At 73.6% G+C, this 22854-nt stretch carries 20 protein-coding genes and 1 tRNA gene; 7 read left to right on the plus strand and 14 right to left on the minus strand.

Annotated elements, in window-relative coordinates; translation table 11 throughout:
• Nucleotides 1–6 precede the first annotated feature (6 nt).
• Together BX266_RS15415 and BX266_RS15420 are read right to left on the minus strand one after the other, a co-directional pair.
• Nucleotides 7–1089, minus strand: a complete 1083-nt coding sequence (locus BX266_RS15415) for a family 2 encapsulin nanocompartment cargo protein polyprenyl transferase (RefSeq protein WP_259464711.1) — start codon at nt 1087–1089, stop codon at nt 7–9.
• A 119-nt stretch (nt 1090–1208) separates the two neighbouring features.
• A complete protein-coding gene (locus BX266_RS15420; RefSeq protein WP_099900273.1) occupies nt 1209–2615 on the minus strand; it encodes a family 2B encapsulin nanocompartment shell protein in 1407 nt (468 codons plus the stop codon).
• A gap of 348 nt (nt 2616–2963) precedes the next feature.
• Here BX266_RS15420 and BX266_RS15425 point away from each other — a divergent pair, with 348 nt between their 5' ends.
• Entirely contained in the window at nt 2964–4073 is a 1110-nt protein-coding gene (locus BX266_RS15425; RefSeq protein ID WP_099900275.1) for an ATP-grasp domain-containing protein, read from the plus strand.
• Nucleotides 4074–4078: 5 nt separating this feature from the next.
• On the opposite strand, the gene BX266_RS15430 is transcribed toward BX266_RS15425, so the two are convergent.
• Together BX266_RS15430 and BX266_RS15435 are read right to left on the minus strand one after the other, a co-directional pair.
• The gene (locus BX266_RS15430; RefSeq protein WP_399169705.1) at nt 4079–4615 is read right to left on the minus strand and encodes a methylated-DNA--[protein]-cysteine S-methyltransferase; all 537 of its coding nucleotides are present in this window, start codon (nt 4613–4615) and stop codon (nt 4079–4081) included.
• 55 nt (nt 4616–4670) lie between these two features.
• Entirely contained in the window at nt 4671–4895 is a 225-nt protein-coding gene (locus BX266_RS15435) for a hypothetical protein (protein ID WP_099900279.1), read from the minus strand.
• Nucleotides 4896–5088: 193 nt separating this feature from the next.
• Between BX266_RS15435 and BX266_RS15440 the strand changes: the two genes are divergently transcribed.
• Nucleotides 5089–6447 (plus strand): chloride channel protein, encoded by a 1359-nt coding sequence (locus tag BX266_RS15440; protein WP_099900281.1) that lies wholly within the window; start codon nt 5089–5091, stop codon nt 6445–6447.
• A 484-nt stretch (nt 6448–6931) separates the two neighbouring features.
• Complete coding sequence (locus BX266_RS15445; RefSeq protein ID WP_180290498.1) at nt 6932–9721, plus strand: AfsR/SARP family transcriptional regulator; 2790 nt, start codon at nt 6932–6934, stop codon at nt 9719–9721.
• Nucleotides 9722–9761: 40 nt separating this feature from the next.
• On the opposite strand, the gene BX266_RS15450 is transcribed toward BX266_RS15445, so the two are convergent.
• Nucleotides 9762–9835 (minus strand) — tRNA-Thr (locus tag BX266_RS15450).
• Between the two features lie 263 nt (nt 9836–10098).
• On the opposite strand from BX266_RS15450, the gene BX266_RS15455 reads away from it, so the two are divergent.
• The 3 genes from BX266_RS15455 (at nt 10099) to BX266_RS15465 (ending at nt 12763) form a co-directional block, all read left to right on the plus strand.
• Complete coding sequence (locus tag BX266_RS15455; RefSeq protein ID WP_099900285.1) at nt 10099–11187, plus strand: ABC transporter ATP-binding protein; 1089 nt, start codon at nt 10099–10101, stop codon at nt 11185–11187.
• 244 nt (nt 11188–11431) lie between these two features.
• Nucleotides 11432–11869 (plus strand): hypothetical protein, encoded by a 438-nt coding sequence (locus BX266_RS15460; RefSeq protein WP_099900287.1) that lies wholly within the window; start codon nt 11432–11434, stop codon nt 11867–11869.
• Nucleotides 11870–12007: 138 nt separating this feature from the next.
• Nucleotides 12008–12763: a nucleotidyltransferase family protein gene (locus tag BX266_RS15465; RefSeq protein ID WP_099900289.1), complete on the plus strand. Its 756-nt coding sequence runs from the start codon at nt 12008–12010 to the stop codon at nt 12761–12763.
• Between the two features lie 75 nt (nt 12764–12838).
• Here the strand turns inward: BX266_RS15465 and BX266_RS15470 are convergent, their stop codons facing one another.
• From BX266_RS15470 to BX266_RS15500, 7 genes are all read right to left on the minus strand, one after another.
• The gene (locus tag BX266_RS15470; protein WP_099900291.1) at nt 12839–14464 is read right to left on the minus strand and encodes a DoxX family membrane protein; all 1626 of its coding nucleotides are present in this window, start codon (nt 14462–14464) and stop codon (nt 12839–12841) included.
• A gap of 155 nt (nt 14465–14619) precedes the next feature.
• Nucleotides 14620–15609, minus strand: coding sequence for a 23S rRNA (guanosine(2251)-2'-O)-methyltransferase RlmB (rlmB, locus tag BX266_RS15475; RefSeq protein ID WP_099900293.1), 990 nt, complete (start codon nt 15607–15609; stop codon nt 14620–14622).
• A gap of 83 nt (nt 15610–15692) precedes the next feature.
• Nucleotides 15693–17087, minus strand: a complete 1395-nt coding sequence (gene cysS / locus BX266_RS15480) for a cysteine--tRNA ligase (RefSeq protein ID WP_099900295.1) — start codon at nt 17085–17087, stop codon at nt 15693–15695.
• Nucleotides 17088–17152: 65 nt separating this feature from the next.
• Complete coding sequence (locus BX266_RS15485) at nt 17153–17548, minus strand: PPOX class F420-dependent oxidoreductase (protein WP_099900297.1); 396 nt, start codon at nt 17546–17548, stop codon at nt 17153–17155.
• A 43-nt stretch (nt 17549–17591) separates the two neighbouring features.
• Entirely contained in the window at nt 17592–18086 is a 495-nt protein-coding gene (ispF, locus tag BX266_RS15490) for a 2-C-methyl-D-erythritol 2,4-cyclodiphosphate synthase (protein ID WP_099900299.1), read from the minus strand.
• The gene (gene ispD, locus BX266_RS15495; RefSeq protein ID WP_099900301.1) at nt 18076–18828 is read right to left on the minus strand and encodes a 2-C-methyl-D-erythritol 4-phosphate cytidylyltransferase; all 753 of its coding nucleotides are present in this window, start codon (nt 18826–18828) and stop codon (nt 18076–18078) included. The genes ispF and ispD overlap by 11 nt, the downstream gene beginning before the upstream one ends.
• Nucleotides 18829–19048: 220 nt before the next feature.
• Entirely contained in the window at nt 19049–19531 is a 483-nt protein-coding gene (locus BX266_RS15500) for a CarD family transcriptional regulator (RefSeq protein WP_014136563.1), read from the minus strand.
• Nucleotides 19532–19902: 371 nt separating this feature from the next.
• Between BX266_RS15500 and BX266_RS15510 the strand changes: the two genes are divergently transcribed.
• Complete coding sequence (locus BX266_RS15510) at nt 19903–20577, plus strand: DUF461 domain-containing protein (protein ID WP_099900303.1); 675 nt, start codon at nt 19903–19905, stop codon at nt 20575–20577.
• 64 nt (nt 20578–20641) lie between these two features.
• Here the strand turns inward: BX266_RS15510 and BX266_RS15515 are convergent, their stop codons facing one another.
• Both BX266_RS15515 and BX266_RS15520 read right to left on the minus strand, forming a co-directional pair.
• Nucleotides 20642–21334: a response regulator transcription factor gene (locus BX266_RS15515; RefSeq protein WP_014136565.1), complete on the minus strand. Its 693-nt coding sequence runs from the start codon at nt 21332–21334 to the stop codon at nt 20642–20644.
• Nucleotides 21331–22581, minus strand: coding sequence for a cell wall metabolism sensor histidine kinase WalK (locus tag BX266_RS15520; RefSeq protein ID WP_099900305.1), 1251 nt, complete (start codon nt 22579–22581; stop codon nt 21331–21333). Before BX266_RS15520 ends, BX266_RS15515 begins: the two co-directional genes overlap by 4 nt.
• Nucleotides 22582–22854: the final 273 nt, after the last annotated feature.

The following is a 22854-nucleotide window of genomic DNA, read 5'->3' on the forward strand; positions in this document are numbered from 1 at the left end:
GCCGGCTCAGAACGTCCGGCGGGTGACCAGCTCCGCGAGGGCGAGCAGGTCGTCGGTGCGGGTGGGGTCGGGAACGGCGGCGGCCAGGTGGGCGATCGCGGCGGCCATCCGGTCGCAGCTCTCCGCCTGGGCCCAGGCGCGGCCGCCAGCCCGGTCGACGGCGTCCGCGGCGGCGGCGAGTTCGGCCGGGCTGAGCGGCCGCCCGCTGGAGTAGAGGGCGGCGAGCTCGGCGCCGGCCGCGGTGCCGGAGGACAGCGCGTGGACCACCGGCAGCGACTTCTTCCGGGCGGCGAGGTCGGCGCCGACCGGCTTGCCGGTGACCGCGGGGTCGCCCCAGATGCCGATCAGGTCGTCGATCAGCTGGAAGGCCAGACCGATCTCCCGCCCGAAGGCGTCCATCGCGTCGGCGGTGGCGAGGTCGGCGCCCGCGTACAGCACGCCGAGCGCGCAGGCGCAGCCGAGCAGCGCCCCGGTCTTGGCCTCCGCCATGGCCAGGCACTCGGCCGGGGTGACGTCCGTGCGCTGCTCGAAGGAGCAGTCGGCCTGCTGCCCGGCGCACAGTTCGACCACGCAGTCGGCGAGCCGGCGGACGGCGGCCGCGGCCGCCGGGTGCGGGTCCTCGGCGAGCACCCGCAGGCCCAGCGAGTGCATCGCGTCGCCGGCCAGGATCGCGCCGGTGGTGCCGAACACCCGCCAGGCGGTCGGCCGGTGGCGACGGGTGTGGTCGCGGTCGAGGACGTCGTCGTGCAGCAGGGTGAAGTTGTGCACCAGCTCGACGGCGGCGGCGGCCCGGACGGCGTCCTGCGGGCGGCCGCCGACGGCGGTGGTCGCGGCCAGCACCAGCGCGGGGCGGATCGCCTTGCCGGCGCCGACCGCGCTGGGGCTGCCGTCGGCCTCCAGCCAGCCCAGGTGGTAGCCGGAGATCTGCCGCATCGAGTCGGGGAGGGTGTCGACGGCGGCGCGCAGCGCCGGATCGACCACCGCGCGGGCCCGGCCGAGCAGGGCGAGCGCCTCCGCGGTGTCGCGCCCGCCGTCGACGGCCGCCGAGCTGTCGCCGTGCTGTTCGCGTTCGGGCACGGTGATGGCCATGGTGGGTCCTCCCCCTCGGCCGGCCCCGGCTGCGGGGCGGGCAGGAAAGCGCGCTGACGGACCGCCAGCGGGTGGAACGACGGAACGGGCGGGCCCAGGACGGTGGGCCCGCCCGGTGGTCAGTGCTGCCAGTGCGCGGTGTCGACGTTCTCCAGGACACCGAGGGCGTCGGGAACGAGGATCGCGGCCGAGTAGTAGGCGCTGACCAGGTAGGAGATGACGGCCTTCTCGTCGATGCCCATGAAGCGGACGTTCAGGCCGGGCTCGACCTCGTCGGGGAGGGCGCCGGGGCGCAGGCCGACCACGCCCTGGTTGTCCGCGCCGACGCGCATCGCCAGGATCGAGGTGGAGCCGTTCGTCACCGGGATCTTGTTGCAGGTGAGGATCGGGACGCCGCGCCAGCCGGGCACCGTCCGGCCGTCGAACTGCACCGTCTCGGGGTAGAGGCCGCGCGCGTTGCACTCCCGGCCGAAGGCGGCGATCGCCTTCGGGTGGGCGAGGAAGAACTTGGTGCTGCGCCGGCGGCAGAGCAGTTCGTCCATGTCGTCGGGGGTGGGCGGGCCGGAGTGGGTCTGGATCCGCTGGCCGTGCTCGGCGTTGGCCAGCAGGCCGAACTCCGGGTTGTTGACCAGCTCGTGCTCCTGGCGTTCGCGCAGCGCCTCGACGGTCAGCCGGAGCTGGTGCTCGGTCTGGTCCATCGGCTTGTTGTAGAGGTCGGCGACCCGGCTGTGAACCCGCAGCACCGTCTGGGCGACGCTCAACTCGTACTCGCGGGGCGCGAGTTCGTAGTCGACGAAGGCGGTGGGCAGGTCGAACTCGCCCTGGTGGCCGGCCGACATGCCGATCGCGGCCTCGCCCTTGTGGGTCTGCGGGAGCTGCGAGTCGGCGATGAAGGCGAGGATCTGGTCGCGCAGCTCCTCGGAGCGGTCGGCGAGCTCCTGGAAGGCGGGCCAGGAGAGCACCATCGCGGTGCCGGCGGTGGCGGCCTTCACGCTGTAGGGCCAGCGGCGGTCGGCGACGGTGAGCGCCTCGTCGCCGATGTGGTCGCCGTCGGCGAAGGTGCCGAGGACGGTGGCGTCGCCGTACTTGCCGGTGCCGATCTTGTCGACCTTGCCGCGCGCGATCAGGTAGACCTGGTCGATCTCGTGCCCCTGCTCGATCAGCAACTCGCCCGCCGCGAAGTCCCGCTGGACGAACCGACCGGCGAGTTCGGTCAGCAGCGCGTCGTCCTGGAAGCCGCGCAGCACCGGGACCTCGCGCAGCGTGGGCGGGACGACCGCGACCTCGCCGCCGGTCTGCGCGAAGCTCACCCGGCCGCGGCCGACCGCGTAGGACAGCCGCCGGTTGACCCGGTAGGTGCCGCCGGAGACCTCGACCCAGGGCAGCGCCCGCAGCAGCCAGCGGTTGCTGATCTCCTGCATCTGCGGGGCGGACTTGGTGGTCGAGGCGAGGTTCTTGGCGGCCGCCACCGAGAGGCTGCTCTGCGGCCTCGTCTCGGGAATTCCGGCGGTGGTTTCGGTCGTCATTTTCCGAGGGCCCCTGATCGTGTCGACGGCACGTTGCGGCAACCATGCTGACGGCCGTTCAGGTGACCCGGCAATCACTCGTGGGGGTGATTCAGGTGCGCGAGGCGAATAGTGCGACCAGCGGACTGGGTCGATCATCGTTCGATCCGGACGGCCGCCCCGGGCACCGGCCGGAGCCTCCGCCCGGACCCTCGCAACGCGGCGTTCACGCAGCTCACCCACCCCATGTTCGATTCGACACAAGACAGCGCTAAGGTGGCCCCCTCACCGCGTGGTGACCGCCGCCACAGGGCAGGCGAACCGGTCGGTGAACCTCCCATTGGCACGCCCTTCTCCAGGGAGAGCTCCGTGACCGCGCCCGTCCGCGTCTGGCTGAACCGCACCTACGCCGAGAACGTCTTCTTCATCGACCTGCTGCGCACCGGCCCGCGCCCGGTGCACGTCCTGGCCACCCACGTCGACCCCGACTCCCCCGTGCTCGCCGCCGCCGACCTGGGCGCCCTGGAACCGGACGGGCTGTCCGCCGAGAACTACGTGGAATTCGCGCTGGAATTCTGCGCCCTGCACGACGTGGACGTATTCCTGCCCCGCCTGCACCAGTTGGCGATATCCGTGCGCCGCCGCGACTTCGAGGCGCTGGGCACCGCGCTGGTCTGCCCGCCCGCCCCGGCGATCTCGCTGTTCGCCAGCAAGGCGGACGGCTACCGGGCACTGGACGCGGCCGGACTGCCCACCCCGCTGTGGCGGCAGGCCGACACCGCCGCCGAGCTGCTGGCCGCGGTCGAGGAGATCGAGGCGACCGGCGCGCAGGCCTGCCTGAAGCCCGCCACCGGCGCGGGCGGCGAGGGCTTCCGGATCCTGACCCGCGAGCCGTTCAGCCTCCGCCGGCTGGCCGGCTACGTCGACGCGCAGGTCCAACTCGACCAGGTCGTCCAGGCGTTGGAGCACTCCGACGGCCCGGCCGAACTGCTGGTGATGCCCTACCTGCACGGCCCCGAGGTGTCGGTGGACTGCCTCGCCGACCCGGACGGACGGCTGCTTGCCGCGGCCGGCCGCAGCAAGCAGGGCCGCCGCCGGGGCTTCACCGTCGAGCCCCGCTACCTGGAGCCGGCCCGCCGGCTGGTCGAGCAGTTCGGGGTCGGCTACCTCTCCAACGTGCAGTTCCGGCACGAGCTGAGCGGCCGGGCGGTGGTGCTGGACATCAACACACGCCCGTCCGGCGGCCTGCACCAGCTCCGCCTGTGCGGCCTCAACCTGCCCGCCGCCGCGCTCGAACTCGCCCTCGGCGCACGCCCGTTGCTGCCCACCACGGACGAACTGGTGCTCGGCGACTACACCCTGGTGCCGGCCGCCCAGGCGGTGCTGCCCCGGCAGCCCGCCGCGCCCGCGATCGAGCAGATCGCCCGGACCGGGCAGGTCGAGCAGGGCGGACGGCTGCCCGCCGCGGCCGCCCGGTAGGCCACTCAGTCCGTCGGCCCGGTCCAGTCCAGGGTCGGCGGCAGCACCCCTTCCAGGGTGAGCAGCCAGCGCTTCACCTCGATGCCGTGCCAGGGCCCGCCGAACCCGCCGAGGCCGTCCGCGGCCACCACCCGGTGGCAGGGCACCAGCAGCGGCAGGGGGTTGGCGCCCATCATCTGCCCGACCGTCCGGGCCGGTACGCCCGGCTCGGTCGGCTCGGTGAACACCCCGCTGCGGGCCGCGAGTTCGCCGTAGGTGACGGTACGGCCCCAGCCGACCTCGGCCAGCAGGCAGCGCAGCACCGCGCGGTGCGGGCCGGTGGCGAAGCTCCAGTCGATCGGGAGCTCCAACGCCCGCCGCCGGCCCGTGAAGTACTCGTCCACCCGGGACCGCACCAGGGTCGTGCGGCGCTCGTCGGTGCACTCGGGGTACCCGATCGGCCGGCCCGCGAAGCTCTCACCGGCGTAGCTGGCGGCCGCCACCCCGTCCGCGGTCACCCCGAAGCGCATCGGCCCGCTCGGCAGCGGGGTCGGGACAGTCACCCAGGAGAGCTCCATGCCCCCAACGTACCGCCCGGCCGGGGCCCGGCGGACGGGGTCAGAGGTGGTTGCGGAGGTAGCCGGACAGGGTGCGGGACCAGGTGGCGAGTTCGGCCCGGTCGGGGGCCTCCCCGCCGCCCAGGGCGGCGAGCTGTTCGGCCGGGATCCGGCCGCTCGCGGCGAGCGCCGACAGGCCGGCCAGCAGAGCGCTCAGGCGTTCGGCGTCGGCGTGGCTGAGCATCACCAGCGCGTCGGTGTGGCCGATGGTCATCGAACCGGGCATCGGGTCCTCCTCGGGTCTCCCTCCGATCCCCCTCCGTCCACCGTACGACCGCCCGGGCGGGCCCGCGCGGGTGTGCCGCTCGCCCGTTCGGCTCACCCCGATGGCCGCGCTCCGCTGGCCGCCCGACGGTCGAAGGACATGTGCCCGGCGGTACCCCCGCGGGGCGCGTGCCGCCGAGGGACAGGGAGCGCAGATGCCGCAGCAGGCCGCCGGTCCGTCGCAGCCGCCCAGCCTGCGCGAGCTGCTCCGCAGTCCCGGGTACGGGCGGCTGCTGCTGGTGTCGGCACTGGTGGGCGTACCGGTGTCGCTGGCGGCGTTCGGCTTCGTCAGCCTGGAGCACGAACTGCAGCACCTGGTGTGGGAGTCGCTGCCGGAGCACCTGGACTACAGCAGCCCGCCGTGGTGGTGGCCGCTGCCGACGCTGGCCCTGGCGGGTCTGCTGCTGGCGCCGATCGTGACCCGGATGCCGGGGCGCGGCGGCCACATCCCGGTGCACGGGCTGGGCGGCCCGCCGACGCCGCCGATCGAGGTGCCCTCGGTGGTGCTGGCGGCGCTGGCCGCGCTGCCGCTGGGCGCGGTGCTCGGCCCGGAGGCCCCGTTGATGGCGATGGGCAGCGGACTGGCGCTGCTGACGGTGAGCTCGGCCAAGCGGGCGTCCGCTCCGCTGCTGGCACCGATGCTGGGCGCGGCCGGGTCGACCGCGGCGATCGCCACCATCTTCGGCAGCCCGCTGGTGGCCGCGGTGATGATGATCGAGGCGGCGGGCCTCGGCGGGGCGCAGCTGACCCTGCTGCTGCTGCCCTGTCTGCTGTCCTCGGGCGTCGGCGCGCTGGTGTTCACCGGCTTCGGGCACTGGACGGGCCTGTCGATCGGTGCGCTGAGCCTGCCGTCGGTGCCGAAGGCGGGGCTGCCGGACGCCGCGGACTTCCTGTGGGGGATCCCGCTGGCCGTGGTGATCGCGCTGGTGGTGGTCGCGGGGCAGACCCTCGGCCACCGGTTCGCGGTGTTCACCTCGCTCCGGACGGCGGTCCGCACCGTGCTCAGCGCGGTGCTGGTGGGCCTGTGCATCGCCGGGTACGCGCTGGTGACGGGGCGTTCCCCGGAGGAGGCGGCGCTGTCCGGGCAGGCGACGCTGGGGCAGTTGTCGGCCGATCCGCACGCCTGGTCGGTGGGCGCGCTGCTGGCGCTGGTGCTGTTCAAGGGGTTGGGCTGGGGCGTGGCGCTGGGCTCGCTGCGCGGTGGGCCGATCTTCCCGGCGGTGCTGCTGGGCGCGGCGCTCGGGGTGGTCGTGGGAGGGCTTCCGGGGATGGGCACGGCGGCGGGGCTGGCCGCCGGGCTGGCGGCGAGCGCCGCCGCGGCGACCAAGCTGCCGGTGACCAGTACGGTGCTGGCCACGGTGCTGCTGGGCGACCAGGCGGCGGACTCGATGCCGCTGCTGATCGTCGCCGCGGTGGTGGCGTTCCTCACCGCGACCTTCGTGCACCGGGTGGCGGTCGGACCACCGGAAGGGCACGCGTCCCCCTCCCCCACCGCGGATCGAACCACGGGCTGACGCGTGCCACTCCGGTGCCGTCCAGCACGGCGGCCCCCCGACCGTCGTGCTGATTGCCCGTCAACTCCCCGCTTGCAGCTGAGCGGCGTGCCGCGGTCGGGAGTTCACGGGTCGCGGGGCGGGTGTCCGGCGGGTCACCTGCGCCGCGAGTGCTGGGGCCGCTCAGACCCAGACGGTGTCCTGGTCGGACCGTCGGGCGCGGCGGCGGGTGCGCGGTGCGTGCGTCATGGTGCTCCCCCATGGGTGTGCAGGTCCGGGCCGCGAGCGGCGCTCCGGTTCTCGGCGGTGGGCCGATGAGGACAGCTTGGAGGTGGCCGATAATCGGCCGATAACATCTGCCTAACGTGCCCCGACGGGGAGTCGGGTGGGGAGCACGCGGGGCGGGAGGCACACGGTGCGGTTCGGCTTGCTGGGGACACTGTCGGCCCGCGACGGGACGCGCGAGTGTCCGGTCCGCGGACCGAAAGCCCGGACGCTGCTCGCCGTGCTGCTGCTCCACCCGAACCGGCCCGTGACCCTGGACCGGCTGATCGACGCGCTGTGGGGAGCGCAGGCACCGGCCACCGCGGAAGCCTCGCTGCGCAACCTGGTCGCCCGGCTGCGCCGCGCGCTCGGCGACCAGGACGGGCAACGCCTGCAGGCCGTCCCCGCCGGCTACCGACTGCAGGTCGCCGAAGACGAGTTGGACACCCTCCGGTTCGACGCCGCAGTGCAGCGCGCCCGGGCCGCCCACCAGGCCGGCGACCTGCCCCAGGTCCTCGACGCCACCGCCGCGGCACTCGACCTGTGGCGCGGCGACCCGCTCGCGGACCTGCCCGAACTCTCGGTCTCCGTCGGCGAGTCGTGGCGGGAGAGCCGGCTGCAGGCGCTGGAGTGGCGCTTCGACGCCGAACTGCGCGGCGGCCGTCCCGAGACGGTGGTCGCCGAGCTCACCGGCCTCACCGCCGAACACCCCCTCCGCGAAGCCTTCCACGTCCAACTCATGCAGGCCCTCGACGCCACCGGCCACCGCGCCAAAGCCCTGGAGACCTACCAGCGGCTGCGCACCGCCCTGCACGAGGAACTCGGCGTCGAACCCGGCCCCGCCGTTCGCCAGGTGCACCAACGCATCCTCGCCGCCCCGCCGCCAGCCCCGCGGCCCACCAAGCCCGCCCAACTCCCCTCCGCCCCGGCCCACTTCATCGGCCGCGAGCAGCCCCTCGCCACCCTCCGGCACACCCTGCTCACCCCCACCGAACGCGGCGCCGTCGCCGTCGTCAACGGCCTCGCCGGCATCGGCAAATCCGCCCTCGCCATCCACTGCGCCCACACCCTGCGCACCCACTTCCCCGACGGACAGCTGTTCCTCAACCTCCACGGCGCCACCCCCGGCCTCACCCCGCTCCACCCCCACCCCGCCCTCAGCGCCCTCCTGCGCGCCCTCGGAGTCGAACCCACCCACCTGCCCGCGGACGTCGACACCGCGGCCGCCCTGCTGCGCACCACCCTCGCCGGCACCCGCACCCTCCTCGTCCTCGACGACGCCGCCGACACCGCCCAGATCCGCCCCCTCCTCCCCGCCACCCCCGGCTGCGCCGTCCTCGTCACCAGCCGCAACCCCCTCCACACCCTCGACGCCGACCTCCACCTCCGCCTCGACACCCTCACCGAACGCGACAGCATCACCCTCGTCGAACGCACCGCCGGCCGCGCCACCGCCGACCGGGCGGTGGTCTCCCTCGAACAGGCCGACCTCGCCCGCCTGGTCCAGCTCTGCGGCCACCACCCGCTCGCCCTGCGGATCGCCGGCGCCCGGCTCGCCACCCGCCGCACCCTCCCCGTCCGCAACCTGGTCGGCCGGCTGGAGGACCGGGCGGACCGGCTCGACGAACTCGAACTCGACGACCTGAGCATCCGCCAGTCCCTGGCCCTCACCTACGACTCGCTCCGCGCCTCCGCCCGGAAGCCCGACCAGCGGGCCGCCCGGGCGCTGGTCGCGATCGGCGTCCTCGACCTCCCCGAGTACACCGCCCCCCAACTCGCCGGCGTCCTCGACCTCACCCCCGCCCAGGCCGCCACCGCACTCGACCGCCTCGCCGAAACGGCCCTCCTCGACGAGACCCACCCGGACCGCTTCGCACCGCACGACCTCGTCCGCGACTACGCCCGCGAACTCCCCGACCCCACCGAACGCACCCGCCTCGCCCGCACGGCGCTCGGCTGGTACCTGGCCGCCATGGTCCGCACGGCGTTCGTGGTCGACGCGCCGCAGCACACCACCCGGCGCCTCCCCGCGGTCGACCCGACGGCGGAACTCCCGGACCGGGACAGCGCGCTGGCGTTCGGCGACGCCGAACACGGCAACCTGCTGGCCCTGGTGGACGGCCTCGCCGAAGAAGCCTGGGCCGCGGCCGACCTGCTCACCCTGGTCCGCGCGGCCTACCCCGTGCTGTGGCGGCGCGGCCGCCAGCAGGAGGTGATCCGGCTCAACACCGTCGCGCTACGGGTCGCGCAGCGCGAGGGCGACCTGTTCGCCGAGGGGTACACGCTCAAGGACATGGCCGGCATGCACTTCGAGGCCGGCCGCCACCTGCAGGCCCTGGACCTGATGGACCAGTGCGAGCAGACCTGGCAACGGCTCGGCGACCGCTCCCAGGCCCGCAGCATCATGATCAACCGGGGCCTGGTGCTGACCTACCTGTCCCGCAAGGCGGAGGCCCTGGAACTGCTGGAACGGGCCGCCGAGGAGGCCGCCGAGGACGGCGACGCCTACACCGAGTCGAATGCGCTCAGCGCCCTCGGCAACCTGGTCGAGGCCGACGACCCGCACGCCGCCATCGCCTACCACCGGCGCAGCATCGAGGCCGGCCGGCGCATCGACTACCTGCTGGCCGAAGCCGCCGGCCTGAACAACCTCGGCTACGCCAACCTCCGCCTGGGCGACCTCGCCGAGGCCCTCGTGCACTTCGGCGCCGTCCTCGACCTGCACCTGACCGCCGGGTCCTGGGACGTCGAGTTCCAGGCCCGCAAGGGCCGGATCGAGGCCCTGCGCCGGCTCCGCCGGCTGGACGAGGCGCTGGCCGCCTGCCGTGACCTGCTGGACTGGGCCGCCACCCTCCAGGGCACCATCGGCTCCGGCCTCGCCGAGCACCTGCACGGCCTGGTCCTGCGCGACCTCGGCCGCCCCGAAGAAGCCCTGGCCGCCTGGCAGTTCGCCCTCACCCGCCTCGCCGACGCCCAAGCCCCCGAGGTCACCGAACTCCACACCCTCATCGCCGAGGCCCAATCCGCCTGACCCTCACGGCCACAGCGGCACTTCACGGAACACATCGCGGAGCCCCCTGTCGGGTTCGAACCGACGACCCCCGCTTTACAAGAGCGGTGCTCTGGCCAGCTGAGCTAAGGAGGCGCGGTGACCGTCCGCGGAGATCCACGGCGGCACCAGTGGGCAGTGTACCGGGCGGGGGCGCGCGGGTGCGGGGGTTGTGAGCCGTGACCGGATCGATGCGGAACTCGGGGGCGGCCAAGGGCTGACAAAAGGATGAACTGCCAGGTAGCGTCACGGGGAAGTCGCACTCGGGTCGGTGGTCCAGACCAGTCGGGTGCGGCGGACACCATCCACCTTTACTCGGATCGTCCGGCACGTTCCTGCCGGTGAAGGAGCGAAGCACCATGGCTTCTGTGACGTACGACAAGGCCACCCGTGTGTACCCGGGTGCGACCAAGCCCTCGGTCGACGCGCTCGACCTGGAGATCGCGGACGGCGAGTTCCTCGTCCTGGTCGGCCCCTCCGGCTGTGGCAAGTCGACCTCGCTGCGCATGCTGGCCGGCCTGGAGGACGTGAACGAGGGCGCCATCCGCATCGGCGACCGCGACGTGACCCACCTGCCGCCGAAGGACCGGGACATCGCCATGGTGTTCCAGAACTACGCGCTGTACCCGCACATGACCGTCGCCGAGAACATGGGCTTCGCCCTGAAGATCGCCGGCGTGAACAAGGCGGACATCCGCACCAAGGTCGAAGAGGCCGCCAAGATCCTCGACCTGACCGAGTACCTGGACCGCAAGCCGAAGGCGCTCTCCGGCGGTCAGCGCCAGCGCGTCGCGATGGGCCGCGCGATCGTCCGCCAGCCGCAGGTCTTCCTGATGGACGAGCCGCTGTCCAACCTGGACGCCAAGCTCCGCGTGTCCACCCGTACCCAGATCGCCTCGCTGCAGCGCCGCCTGGGCATCACCACGGTCTACGTCACCCACGACCAGACCGAGGCCATGACCATGGGTGACCGCGTCGCGGTCCTCAAGGACGGCATCCTGCAGCAGGTCGACGCCCCGCGCGCCATGTACGACCGCCCCGCGAACCTGTTCGTGGCCGGCTTCATCGGCTCCCCCGCGATGAACCTGATCGAGGTTCCGCTGGTCGACGGCGGCGTCAAGTTCGGCGGCTCGGTCATCAACATCGCCCGCGAGGACCTGTCGAAGGCCGGCACCGCCAAGGAGGTCGTGGTCGGCATCCGTCCCGAGCACTTCCAGGTCGTCCCGGCCGGCGGCCTCGAGGGCGTCGCGGTCACCGTCAACGTGGTCGAGGAGCTCGGCGCGGACGGCTACGTCTACGGCACCACCCAGGTCGCCGGCAAGGACAAGGACATCGTGGTCCGCGTGCACAGCCGCGAGATCCCGCAGCGTGGCGAGACCATCCACGTCGTCCCGGTCGGCAACGAGCCGCACGTGTTCGCCACCACCGGCGAGCGCCTGAGCGCCTGACGACACGACACCCCGGTTTCACCGGAACCCCCTGCCCACGGCGGTCGGCAGGGGGTTCCGTCGTTCCCGGACCACGTCCGGGGCAGGGCCGGAGCACGTCCGGGAGAGGGCCGAAAGCACGTCCGGCGTCCGGGCCCGTTCGCGCACCGCGCGTCAACCTGATGGCGGAACAAATCGGGACACCGATCACCCGATGGGGTAACGTGGCGCGCTCGGACCGCCACGCGGCGCTACTCTCCAGAGCGTGAAACAGCTCGTTCGCCGTATCGGCCAGACCGTTGCCCTCACCCTGCCGGTGATCCTGGTGACCACCGGCACGCTCGCCGTCACCCGCGTCCCGTGGGCCCCACCGACCGGGCTCGACCAGCAGGTGGTCGCGGCCTCCAGCGGCGACGGCACCATCGGCCGCACCTCCACGGCCCCCAACACCCAGGGCATGGCCCCGCAGGACGCCCTCCGGGTGGACCTGATGGAGGAGCTGAAGAACCACAACCCGGGGACGGCGCTGGACCTGCTGGAGCGCGCCGTGCGGGAGAACCCGTCGCTCGCCCCGTACTGCACCACGCTGGCCGGCGACCTCGGCCGCGCCGCAGTGAAGAAGTACCAGGGCGACCTGAAGCGGGCCCGCTCCTTCGCCCGCCCGGTCTGCGACGGCGCGTTCGCCGCCGGCGTGGTGGGCTGACGGTCCGTCGCCCCGCGGCGACCGACCACGGCGACACGGCACCACGGCACGCGCCGAAGCACCGGTCGCAGCACCGCGCGCCGAAGCACCGCGCGTCAGGGCCCGCCCCGGGGCAGGGGCGGGCCCTATCGTGGCGTCATGACAGCCGACACCTCCGCCGCCCCCGGCTCCGCCGCCCCCGCCGTCACCCAGGCGGTGATCCTGGCGGGCGGGCAGGGCTCCCGGCTGCGGCCGTACACCGATGACCGCCCCAAGCCGCTGGTGGAGATCCCCGGCACCGGAACGCCGATCATCGGGCACCAGCTGGAGTGGCTGGCCGCCGAGGGCGTCACCGACGCGGTGGTCTCCTGCGGGCACCTGGCCGAGGTGCTGAGCGACTGGCTGGCGAAGGCCGAGCTGCCGCTCCGGGTGCAGACCGTGGTGGAGGGCGAACCGCTGGGCCGCGGCGGCGGGTTGAGGTATGCCTCGGCCGCGCTCCCGCGCCCCGCGGAGCCCTGGTTCGCCACCAACGGCGACATCTGGACCAGGTTCAGCCTCCGCGAGATGGCGGCCTTCCACCACGAGCGGGCCGCCGTCGCCACGCTGGCCCTGGCCCGCCCGCGGATCCCGTGGGGCGCGGTGGAGACCGACCGGTTCGGCAACGTGCTGGACTTCATCGAGGCTCCGCCGTCCCCGTTCCTGATCAACGCGGGCCTGTACGTCTTCGCGCCGGGCTTCCGCGAGCTGCTGCCCGAGGTCGGCGACCACGAGCGGACCACCTTCCCGCAGCTCGCCCGGGACCGCCGGCTGGCCGGCTACCAGCTGCCGCAGGGCTGCTACTGGCGGGCCATCGACACCGCCAAGGACCTCACCGAGGCCGCCAAGGAGCTCGCCGCCTCCCGCGACGCCCGATAGGCCGTCAGGACACGCAGGAGGGCCCCGCCCGGAGTCCGAACTCCGGGCGGGGCCCGCGCGGTTGCCGAGCGGCCGTCAGGCGCCGCTCGGGGCCGAGCCGGGGCTCATGCCCAGCTCCAGCAGCGGCGGCCCGCTGCCCAGCAGCCCGCCGATCACGCCGTGCGAGGGCTGTGAGCGGGGGGTGGTCGGCGCGGCGCCCCCGGTGCCGGTGCCCCCGGCCGAGCCTCCGCCGCCGGTGCTGCCGCCGGTGCCCGCGCCGCCGCCGGAGTTGCTGCGCGGCGACTGGCTGGGCGACCCGCTCGGCTTGGCCTTCGGGCTGCTGCCACTGCGGCTCGGCGAGGGAGAGGGCGATGCCGGGGCCTTGCTCGGGCTCGGCGTCGGGGACGGCGCGGCGGGCGAGGGGGTCGACGACGGACCGCCGGCGGGGAACACCGGGGTGCCGTAGTTCGGCGCCGGCTCGACCGGGGTCTGCCGGCCGGTGCGGACCGCCGCGCCGAGCAGCGAACCGGACAGCAGGGTCAGGCCGACCACCACCGCGGTGACCACGGTGCGGCGGCGCAGCATCCGCCGCCGGACCGCGCCGGGAGCGGCGGGCCCGTGCCGGCGGAACGCCTCCAGGGCGATCCGGCCGTCCAGCGAGGCGAACGGCGCGCCGGCGATCAGCAGCGGGCTCCAGGCCGCGAGGAAGATCAGGTCGGGGGTGTCGTAGACCGGCACCGCCTTCCAGCTCACGGTGAACAGCAGCGCCGCGGACAGCAGCATGGCCGCGCCCGCCGCGAGCCGCTGCCACAGGCCCAGCAGAGTCAGCACGCCGATCACGATCTCGGCGAAGGAGACCGCCAGCCCGGCGCCGACCGGGTGGGCCATCGCGAAGTCCAGCAGCGGCTGGGCGGCCTTCCACGGGTGCAGCGAGGACAGCCAGCGCATCATCGAGCCGCGCTCGCCGCCGTCGAAGTACACCGGGTCGCAGAGCTTGCTGAACCCGGCGTACACCGACAGCGAGCCGAGCAGCACCCGCAGCGGCAGCAGCACCAGGCCGAGGTCGACCCGGCGGCCGGGGTACCAGGCGTGCTTGGAGCCCTCGGCGAGCGAGGACACCTCCGGCAGCTCGCCCTCGGGCTGCCAGCTGCGGCCGCCGACCCGGACCGACTCGTCCAGCAGGTCGGGGACGCCCACGTGCGGGGTCTCGCCGCTGCCGACGGAGCCGCTGCCGGCGGATCCGCCGCCGGGGCCGTACTGCCGCGGGACGGCCTGCAGTTGCTGGGTGTCGTCCTCCGCGTAGCCCTTCGCCGGGGCGGGCACGGTGTTCAGCCGGACCGCTTCCAGCAGCTGGGTGGCGGCGGTGTCGCCGGGCCCGGCCTGGCCGCTCCAGGTGACCACCCGCGGCTTGCGCCGGGGGGCCGCGCCGGTGACCGAGGCGGCGGTGATCCCGGCCAGCGCGGGGACCGCGGCCGCGGGCACCACGACCTGCGGGGTGACCAGCGGACGGACGCCGCTGTGCAGGCCGTACGGGTCGCCGAAGGCGGCACCGGCCGGGGCGTCGATCAGCGGGGCCACCGGGGCGGAGAGCCGGACCCGGAAACTGGCCTGGGTGCTGCTGAGCTTCGCCGGGTCGGACGGGACCCGGACCGTGTTGAGGCCCGGTCCGTCGTCTATCCCCGCGGGGCGCTGCCCGAGGCTCAGAGGTGTTCTGGTGTCCACACCCCTCTAACCGGGTGACGGGCCCGGAGGACACTCTCCCGGGTGGATTCCGGGAGAGGATTTGAAGTGATCATGGGAAAACCGATCGGGCCCGACCGGACCCGACCGGTTCACCGACGAAAACGACGGTCGGAGCAGCGCGCGGTGACGGAGCGTCAGCGCTTGGCGCGCAGCCGGGCGGCCTCGTACAGCACGATGCCCGCGGCCACACCGGCGTTCAGCGACTCGGTCTGACCGGGCATCGGGATCCGCACCAGCAGGTCGCAGGTCTCCGAGACCAGGCGGGACAGGCCCTTGCCCTCGGAGCCGGCCACGATCACCACGGGGCCGTTCAGCGCGTCCAGGTCGCCGATCTCGGCCTCGCCGTCGGCGGCCAGGCCGACCACCATCAGGCCGGCCTTCTGGTAGGCCTCCAGCGCGCGGGTCAGGTTGGTGGCGCGGGCCACGGGCAGGCGCGCCGCGGCGCCGGAGGAGGTCTTCCAGGCGCCCGCGGTCATGCCGGCCGCCCGGCGCTCCGGGATCACCACGCCGTGCGCGCCGAACGCGGCGGCCGAGCGGACCACGGCGCCCAGGTTGCGGGAGTCGGTGACGCCGTCCAGCGCCATGATCAGCGCGTCCTGCCCGGCGTCGGCGGCCCCCTCCAGCAGGTCCTCCGGGTGCGCGTACTCGTAGGGCGGGACCTGCAGCACCATGCCCTGGTGGTTCAGGCCGCCGGTCATCTGGTCCAGCTGCGGGCGCGGGGCCTCCATCAGCGGGATGCCGCGCTCGTTGGCGGCCTGGAAGGCGTCCCGGACCCGGTCGTCGGTGTCGATGAACTGCTGCACGTACAGCGCCGTGGCGGGCACGCCGCCCTGCAGCGCCTCGACCACCGAGTTGCGGCCCACCACCAGCTCGGCGGCGCCCGCGCCGCCGCGCCCGCTGCGCGGGCCGCCGGCCCGGCGCATGCCGGCGCGGGACTTGGCGTCCCGCTCGCGCTTGAGCGCCGCGTTGGCGGCGCGCTGCTTGGGGTGACCCTTGCGCTCCTCACCGCGCGGGGTCGGGCCCTTGCCCTGGAGTGCCTTCCGGCTGTGGCCGCCGGTACCGACACTCGCGCCCTTCTTCGACCCGGGGTTGCGGCGGTTCCTGCGCTGGCTGTTGCCGGCCATGGCTGTACTTCCTGTCTCTGCGTCTGCTTCGTGCGTGGGGGCCGCACCCATACAAAGGTACGGCCCCCATGCGCCCCGAGGGGCTACTGGTTGATCGTCCAGCGCGGGCCGGACGGGGTGTCCTCGATCGCCAGCCCGGCCGCGCCGAGCTGGTCGCGGATGGCGTCCGCGGTGGTGAAGTCCTTGCGGGTGCGGGCCGCCTGGCGCTGGTCGAGGACCAGTCGGACCAGCGAGTCGACCACGCCGGTGAGCTCCTCGCCCTGCGCGCCGCCGTCGGCCCACTGCTCGTCCAGCGGGTCCAGGCCGAGCACGCCGAGCATCGCCCGGACCTCGGCCAGCCGGGCCGCGGTGGATTCCTTGTCGTCCGCGCCGAGTGCGCTGTTGCCCTGCCGGACGGCGGTGTGCACCACGGCCAGCGCCTGCGGCACGCCGAGGTCGTCGTCCATCGCCTCGGCGAAGGCCAGCGGCACCTCGGGCGCGGGGTCGACCGTGCCGCAGCGCTCCACGGCGCGCTCGATGAAGCCCTCGATCCGGCTGAACCCGGTCTCGGCCTCGCGCAGCGACTCCTCGCTGTACTCGATCATCGAGCGGTAGTGCGGGCCGGCCAGGTAGTAGCGCAGCACGATCGGCCGCCAGCGCCGGACCATCTCGGAGACCAGCACCGAGTTGCCCAGCGACTTGGACATCTTCTCGCCGGCCAGCGTCACCCAGGCGTTGTGCACCCAGAAGTTCGCGAACTCGTCGCCGAACGCCTTGGACTGGGCGATCTCGTTCTCGTGGTGCGGGAAGATCAGGTCCAGCCCGCCGCCGTGGATGTCGAAGGCGCTGCCCAGGTACTTGTGCGCCATCGCCGAGCACTCCAGGTGCCAGCCGGGCCGCCCGCGGCCCCAGGGCGTCTCCCAGCTCGGCTCGCCGGGCTTGGCGGCCTTCCACATCGCGAAGTCGCGCGGGTCCCGCTTGCCGGTCTCGCCGTCCCCGGAGGGCTGCCGCAGGTTCTCCAACTCCTGGTTGGAGAGCGCCAGGTAGTCGTCGTAGGTGGTGACCGCGAAGTACACGTTGCCGTCGGCCTCGTACGCGTGGCCGCGCTCGATCAGCCCGCGCATCATCTCGATCATCTCCGGCACGTGGCCGGTGGCGCGCGGCTCCGCGCTCGGCGGCAGGCACCCGAGGGCGGTGTAACCCTCGTTGAAGGCTCGCTCGTTGGCGTACGCGATCTTCCACCACTCGGTGGACTGCTCGCGCCCCTTGGCGATCACCTTGTCGTCGATGTCGGTGACGTTGCGGACGAAGGTGACGTCGTAGCCGCGGTAGCGGAACCACCGCTGCATCACGTCGAAGTTGAGGCCCGACCGGATGTGCCCGATGTGCGGGGGCGCCTGCACGGTGGCACCGCACAGGTAGATCGAGACACAGCCCGGCACCAGCGGGACGAAGTCGCGTACCTGGCGGGTCATGGTGTCGTACAGACGAAGGCTCACAGCGTCCAGGGTAGTGGGCGGCGGGGGGTGCCCCGCCACCTTCCGCCCCATTGGCGTGCCCTCGTTCAGAGGTTGTTCCCCACCACCTTGCGCGGGCTGAGCCGCACCACCACCCGCACCGCGTCCGGCCCGTCGAACCGGTAGTCCTCGCCGCGGTACTTGCGGGACAGCTCGTCGATCAGCTCCCGGCCGCCCTCGGTGGTCATGCTGACCTCCCCGCGCGCCTCGAAGTAGGTGTACGGGTCGTCCGCCGGATTGACCAGCAGGCTGATCCGCGGGTCGCGCACCAGGTTCAGGTGCTTGCGCCGGCCCTGCACGGTGGAGAACAGGATGTCGTCGCCGTCCCGCCGCACCCACACCACGGAGGACTGCGGGCTGCCGTCCGGCTGGACCGTCGACACCACCGCGTAGCTCTTCGCGTCCAGCAGTTCCTTGACCTTGTCGGCGAGTTCGACGCCCATGTGTCCTCCAGTGCCCGGTTCCTGACGTTTCGTCAGGGTCAGGCTAGGCGGCGGGCCGTTCGTAGACCAGCGCCGTGGCGATCGCGGCGAGTCCCTCCGCCCGACCGGTCAGGCCCAGGCCGTCGGTGGTGGTGCCGGAGACCGAGACGGGCGCGCCGACCGCGGCGGACAGCGCGGCCTGCGCCTCGGCGCGGCGCTTGCCGACCTTCGGGCGGACGCCGATCACCTGGACGGCGACGTTGCCGATCTCGAAGCCGGCCGCGCGGACCAGGCGCGCGGCCTCCGCGAGCAGCGCCACGCCGGCCGCGCCCGCCCACTCGGGGCGGGAGGTGCCGAAGTGCGCGCCCAGGTCGCCGATCCCGGCGGCGGAGAACAGCGCGTCGCAGGCGGCGTGCGCGGCCACGTCGGCGTCCGAGTGCCCGGCCAGCCCGGTCTCCCCCGGCCAGTCCAGGCCGGCCACCCGCAGCGGGCGGCCGTCCTCGAAGGCGTGCACGTCCACGCCGATGCCGGTGCGCGGAACGATCGGATCAGTAGCCATCGGTGGCCCTCCGTCGGGCGAGTACGGCCTCGGCGAGCACGAGGTCCAGCGGGCGGGTGACCTTGAACGCCTCCTCGTGGCCGGGCACCACCACCACCCGGCCGCCGAAGCGCTCGATCAGCCCGGCGTCGTCGGTCACCTCGGCGCCCTCGGCGAGCGCCCTCTCGTGCGCGGCGAGCAGGCCCGGCAGGTCGAAGCCCTGCGGGGTCTGCACGGCGCGCAGGGTGGCCCGGTCCGGGGTCTCCAGCACCGGCTCCGGCCCGGCCGGCTGCGGCTCGACCCGCTTGACGGTGTCGGCCAGCGGCACTGCGGGCACCACCGCCGCGGCCCCGGCGCGGACGGCGACGGCGACCGCGTCCACCACCTCGACCGGCACCAGCGGGCGGGCCGCGTCGTGCACCAGCACCACCCGGGTGCCGGCGGGGACGGCCGCCAGGCCGAGCCGCACCGACTCCTGCCGGCTGGCGCCGCCCGGCACCACCCGGACGTCCTTGCCGTCCAGGCCGTGGCCGTCGAGGAGCGCGACCACCTCGGCCACGCCGTCCGGCGGCGCGCACACCACCACCAGGCCGACCGCCCGGCTGCGGGCCAGCGCCCGCACCGCGTGCACCAGCAGCGGCACGCCGCCGAGTTCGCGCAGCGCCTTCGGGGCGCCCGGACCGAGTCGCTCACCGCGCCCGGCGGCCGGAACGACCGCGGCGGCGAGCTGTGCTGAGGCGTTCAGGTTTGGCTCCTTGGTGATGGTGGGTATGGCCCATGCCGAACGCGGATGCGCGAGCGGGCAGGCCCCCTTCCTGACTGCACGTTAGTGGACCCGTGCTCGGCCCTGCGCCATGCCACCACCCCTTCCGGGCATGGCGAAGCGCCCGAGGTGCCGTTCGGGCACCACCGGGCGCTGCGTCAGGACAGCTGTGTCGAGCTCGACCGAGGGCCGGGCCCAGGCCTCGGGTGCGACCCCGGGCTCAGGAGGCGAGGACCTCGTCGAGCAGCGTCTCGGCCTTGTCCTCGTTGGTGTTCTCGGCAAGTGCGAGCTCGCTCACCAGGATCTGGCGGGCCTTGGCGAGCATCCGCTTCTCGCCAGCCGACAGGCCGCGCTCGCGCTCACGGCGCCACAGGTCGCGGACGACCTCGGCGACCTTGATCACGTCGCCGGACGCGAGCTTCTCCAGGTTCGCCTTGTACCGGCGAGACCAGTTGGTGGGCTCTTCGGTGTACGGTGCGCGGAGCACCTCGAAAACGCGGTCCAGACCCTCTTGGCCCACCACATCGCGGACGCCGACGAACTCGGCGTTCTCCGCGGGAACGCGAAGCGTCAGATCTCCCTGCTGCACCTTCAGCACCAGGTAGGTCTTGTCCACACCTTTGATCTGGCGAGTTTCGATGGCCTCGATCAGCGCAGCCCCGTGATGGGGGTAGACCACCGTGTCGCCAACCTTGAACGTCATGTGACAGGACCCCTTCCGTGGCTTTCCAGAATAACACGCTTTTCGGCTGACTCGAAGGGCGTTTTCGCAGGTCAGGGCAGGTTCCAGGGCTTGACAACCACCCCCGTCGCATGCTGCGACCGGTGTTCGAGGAGGGCTTCCCGCAGGTCGGAGGCGGTGCGACGGTGCGGCGAAACCTCTGGTCACACTCCCGAAACCATGATTGGATCTTGAGTTTTTGCCCCCGACTCGCCGAGCGCCCCGGATCGTGATCGGACCGCGACACGGGGCCACCCCGTGAGAGCCGGATATGTGTGGTCGGTAGTCTGACCCTCGACCACCGACCGTGATCCGTTTCCGTGGATCATCCCCACCAAGGAGAAGTCGCCGCCGTGAGCCGGAGCCTTCGACGCGGCGCTGCCGCCGCCCTCGTCCTCGCAGCGATCGTGCCGCTGTCCGCCTGTGCGACCGGCAACGACGCGGCCACGCTGGAGATCAAGCCGGACAACGCGGCGACGTCGATCGGCACCACCGTCAAGCTCAACAACATCGTCGTGGTCACCCCCGCGGGCACCGCCGGCGAGTACTCCGGGCCGGCCACCGTCACGGTCAACATCGCCAACACCAGCACCGCCGAGGAGGTGCTGACCTCGGTCAAGATCGGCGACAGCACCGCGACCCTGACCGACAAGGACGGCGCCACCGTCTCCGGCGTCACCCTGCTGCCCGGCGAGTCGGTGCTGCTCGGCGCCGAGGGCTCCCCGGTGGCCCAGGCCTCCGGCGTGAAGGTGTCGGTCGGCGGCCACGCCAACACCACCTTCACCTTCAAGACGGCCGGCCAGGTCTCCGCCGACGCCGCCGTGCAGCCCGCCTCCGACATCTACAAGGGCTTCGGCCCCAAGGACGAGTCGAAGGCCTCCGCCAGCCCGTCCGCCTCGCCGACCGGCGGCGCCACCGCCTCCCCGGCGGCCACCGGCTCGCCCGCCGCGACCGGCTCGCCGGCCGCCGGCGCCACCGCGAGCGGCTCGCCGAGCGGCACCGCCAGCCCGTCGGCCTCCGCGCACTGACACCCGGCACGCGAAGGGGCCCCGCCGCGGCGGGGCCCCTTCGCGCTGTCCGGACGGGTGCGGCCTACGGCTCGAACTTGTAGCCCAGGCCGCGGACCGTGACCAGGTAGCGCGGGGCGCCCGGGTCCGGCTCGATCTTCGCCCGCAGGCGCTTGACGTGAACGTCCAGGGTCTTGGTGTCGCCGACGTAGTCCGCGCCCCAGACCCGGTCGATCAGCTGCATCCGGGTCAGCACCCGGCCCGCGTTGCGCAGCAGCATCTCCAGCAGGTCGAACTCCTTCAGCGGCAGGTCGACCTTGGCGCCGTCCACCGTCACCACGTGCCGGTCGACGTCCATCCGGACCGGACCGGCCTCCAGCGCGCCCGGGGCGGCCGCGCCGTCGGCGCCGCCGTCCTCGCCGCGGCGGCGGAGCACCGCGCGGATGCGGGCCACCAGCTCGCGGGTGGAGTACGGCTTGGTGACGTAGTCGTCGGCTCCTATCTCCAGGCCGACCACCTTGTCGATCTCGCTGTCCTTCGCGGTGACCATGATCACCGGGACGTTGGAGCGGACCCGCAGCTGGCGGCAGACCTCGGTGCCGGGCAGGCCGGGCAGCATCAGGTCGAGCAGGACGAGGTCGGCTCCGTTGCGCTCGAACTGCTCCAGCGCGTCGGGCCCGGTGGCGGCGACCGCCACCTCGAAGCCCTCCTTGCGCAGCATGTACGACAGGGCGTCGCTGAACGACTCCTCGTCCTCGACCACCAGTACTCGGGTCACGATCGGGCCTCCGGGGCAGGAAGTGTGGTTGCTGCGTGGTTTTCGGGGTCCTCGACCGGGGCCTGCCCGGCGGGGAGCCGCAGAGTGAAGGTGGAACCCTGGCCCTCGACGCTCCACACCGACACGGTGCCGCGGTGCGAGGCGGCGACGTGCTTGACGATGGACAGGCCGAGGCCGGTGCCACCGGTGAGGCGGGAGCGGGCGGGGTCCACCCGGTAGAAGCGTTCGAAGATCCGCTCGCGGTCCTTCTCCGAGATGCCGATGCCCTGGTCGGTCACCGAGATCTCGATCAGCTCGCCGTCCGCCTCGCCCAGCGCCGCGGCGCTGGAGATCCGGCGGGTGGCGATGGCGACCCTGGTGCGCGGCGGGCTGTAGTTCACCGCGTTCTCCACCAGGTTGCCGAGGGCGGCGGCCAGCTGGCCGCGGTTGCCGACCAGGTAGAGGCCGGTGGTGCCGCCCGAGGCGATGACGATCTGCTTGGCCGCGGCGGTCTGCCGGCAGCGGTCGATCGCCTCGCCGATCAGCTCGTCCACCGAGACCGGCTCGGGGTCGGTCTTGAGCTGGTCGTCCTGGACCCGGGACAGGTCGATGATCTCCTGCACCAGGCTGGCCAGCCGGGTCGCCTCGACCTGCATCCGACCGGCGAAGCGCTGCACCGCCTCCGGGTCGTCGGAGGCGTCCGCGACCGCCTCGGAGAGCAGCGAGAGCGCGCCGACCGGGGTCTTCAGCTCGTGCGAGACGTTCGCCACGAAGTCGCGGCGGATCGCCTCGATCCGGCGGCGCTCGGTGCGGTCCTCGACCAGCACCAGCACCAGCCGGGAGCCGAGCGGGGCGACCCGGACCGAGACCGCCAGCGGCTCGGCGGTGCGGGCCGAGGCGCCGGGGCGGGTCAGCTCCAGCTCGGCCTGCCGGATCTCGCCGTCCCGGCGGGTGGAGCGGGCGAGCGAGAGCATCCGCTCCACCGCCACCCTCCCGCCGCGGACCAGGCCCATCGAGTAGGCGGCCGAGGAGGCCTTGACCACCTCGTCGCCCTCGCCGAGCACGATCGCGCAGGAGCGCAGCACCGAGAGCACGGTGTCCACGCCGGGGGGCAGCGCGGGCTCCTGCTCCGGTTCCTGGGTCGAGTTCTTGCCGCTTCGCCCCCTCGCCTGCTCGCGCTCGCTCCAGCGGAAGGCGATGGAGGCGGTGAGGCCGACGCCGAGCCCGGCTATGGCGCAGGCTGCAGCGGCGGCCACGTTCACGTCCATGCCTGTCAGCGTAAATGGTGCTCGGGCGCGCTCCGTAAGGGTGCGATCAAGGCATCCGCCGGGCGTTGCCGAGAATTCACCTTCACGCTGCTGCGGGTTCACCGCCGAGGCCGTGGGAGGTCGCCCGAACGGCTCAGTCTGGGCCGAGCAAGCCCGTGTGGGCGGTGGCGCGGCTACCATTCGCGCCACCAGCAGCGGCCGCCCGCGCGGCCCGCCCTCCGGCGGGTCGGTCCCGGGCGTCCGGTCGGCACCGCCACCGACACCGGTACTGGA

The organism is Streptomyces sp. TLI_171 (assembly GCF_003610255.1).
GTDB lineage: Bacteria > Actinomycetota > Actinomycetes > Streptomycetales > Streptomycetaceae > Kitasatospora.

What these genes read in the sequence shown, in the direction of transcription:
- BX266_RS15420 (WP_099900273.1), bottom strand. Translation starts at nt 2,615, where the DNA reads ATGACGACCGAAACCACCGCCGGAATTCCCGAGACGAGGCCGCAGAGC.
- BX266_RS15415 (WP_259464711.1), bottom strand. Translation starts at nt 1,089, where the DNA reads ATGGCCATCACCGTGCCCGAACGCGAACAGCACGGCGACAGCTCGGCG.
- BX266_RS15500 (WP_014136563.1), bottom strand. Translation starts at nt 19,531, where the DNA reads ATGACGTTCAAGGTTGGCGACACGGTGGTCTACCCCCATCACGGGGCT.
- rlmB (WP_099900293.1), bottom strand. Translation starts at nt 15,609, where the DNA reads ATGGCCGGCAACAGCCAGCGCAGGAACCGCCGCAACCCCGGGTCGAAG.
- BX266_RS15520 (WP_099900305.1), bottom strand. Translation starts at nt 22,581, where the DNA reads ATGGACGTGAACGTGGCCGCCGCTGCAGCCTGCGCCATAGCCGGGCTC.
- BX266_RS15435 (WP_099900279.1), bottom strand. Translation starts at nt 4,895, where the DNA reads ATGCCCGGTTCGATGACCATCGGCCACACCGACGCGCTGGTGATGCTC.
- ispF (WP_099900299.1), bottom strand. Translation starts at nt 18,086, where the DNA reads ATGGCTACTGATCCGATCGTTCCGCGCACCGGCATCGGCGTGGACGTG.
- BX266_RS15465 (WP_099900289.1), top strand. Translation starts at nt 12,008, where the DNA reads ATGACAGCCGACACCTCCGCCGCCCCCGGCTCCGCCGCCCCCGCCGTC.
- BX266_RS15485 (WP_099900297.1), bottom strand. Translation starts at nt 17,548, where the DNA reads ATGGGCGTCGAACTCGCCGACAAGGTCAAGGAACTGCTGGACGCGAAG.
- BX266_RS15440 (WP_099900281.1), top strand. Translation starts at nt 5,089, where the DNA reads ATGCCGCAGCAGGCCGCCGGTCCGTCGCAGCCGCCCAGCCTGCGCGAG.
- BX266_RS15455 (WP_099900285.1), top strand. Translation starts at nt 10,099, where the DNA reads ATGGCTTCTGTGACGTACGACAAGGCCACCCGTGTGTACCCGGGTGCG.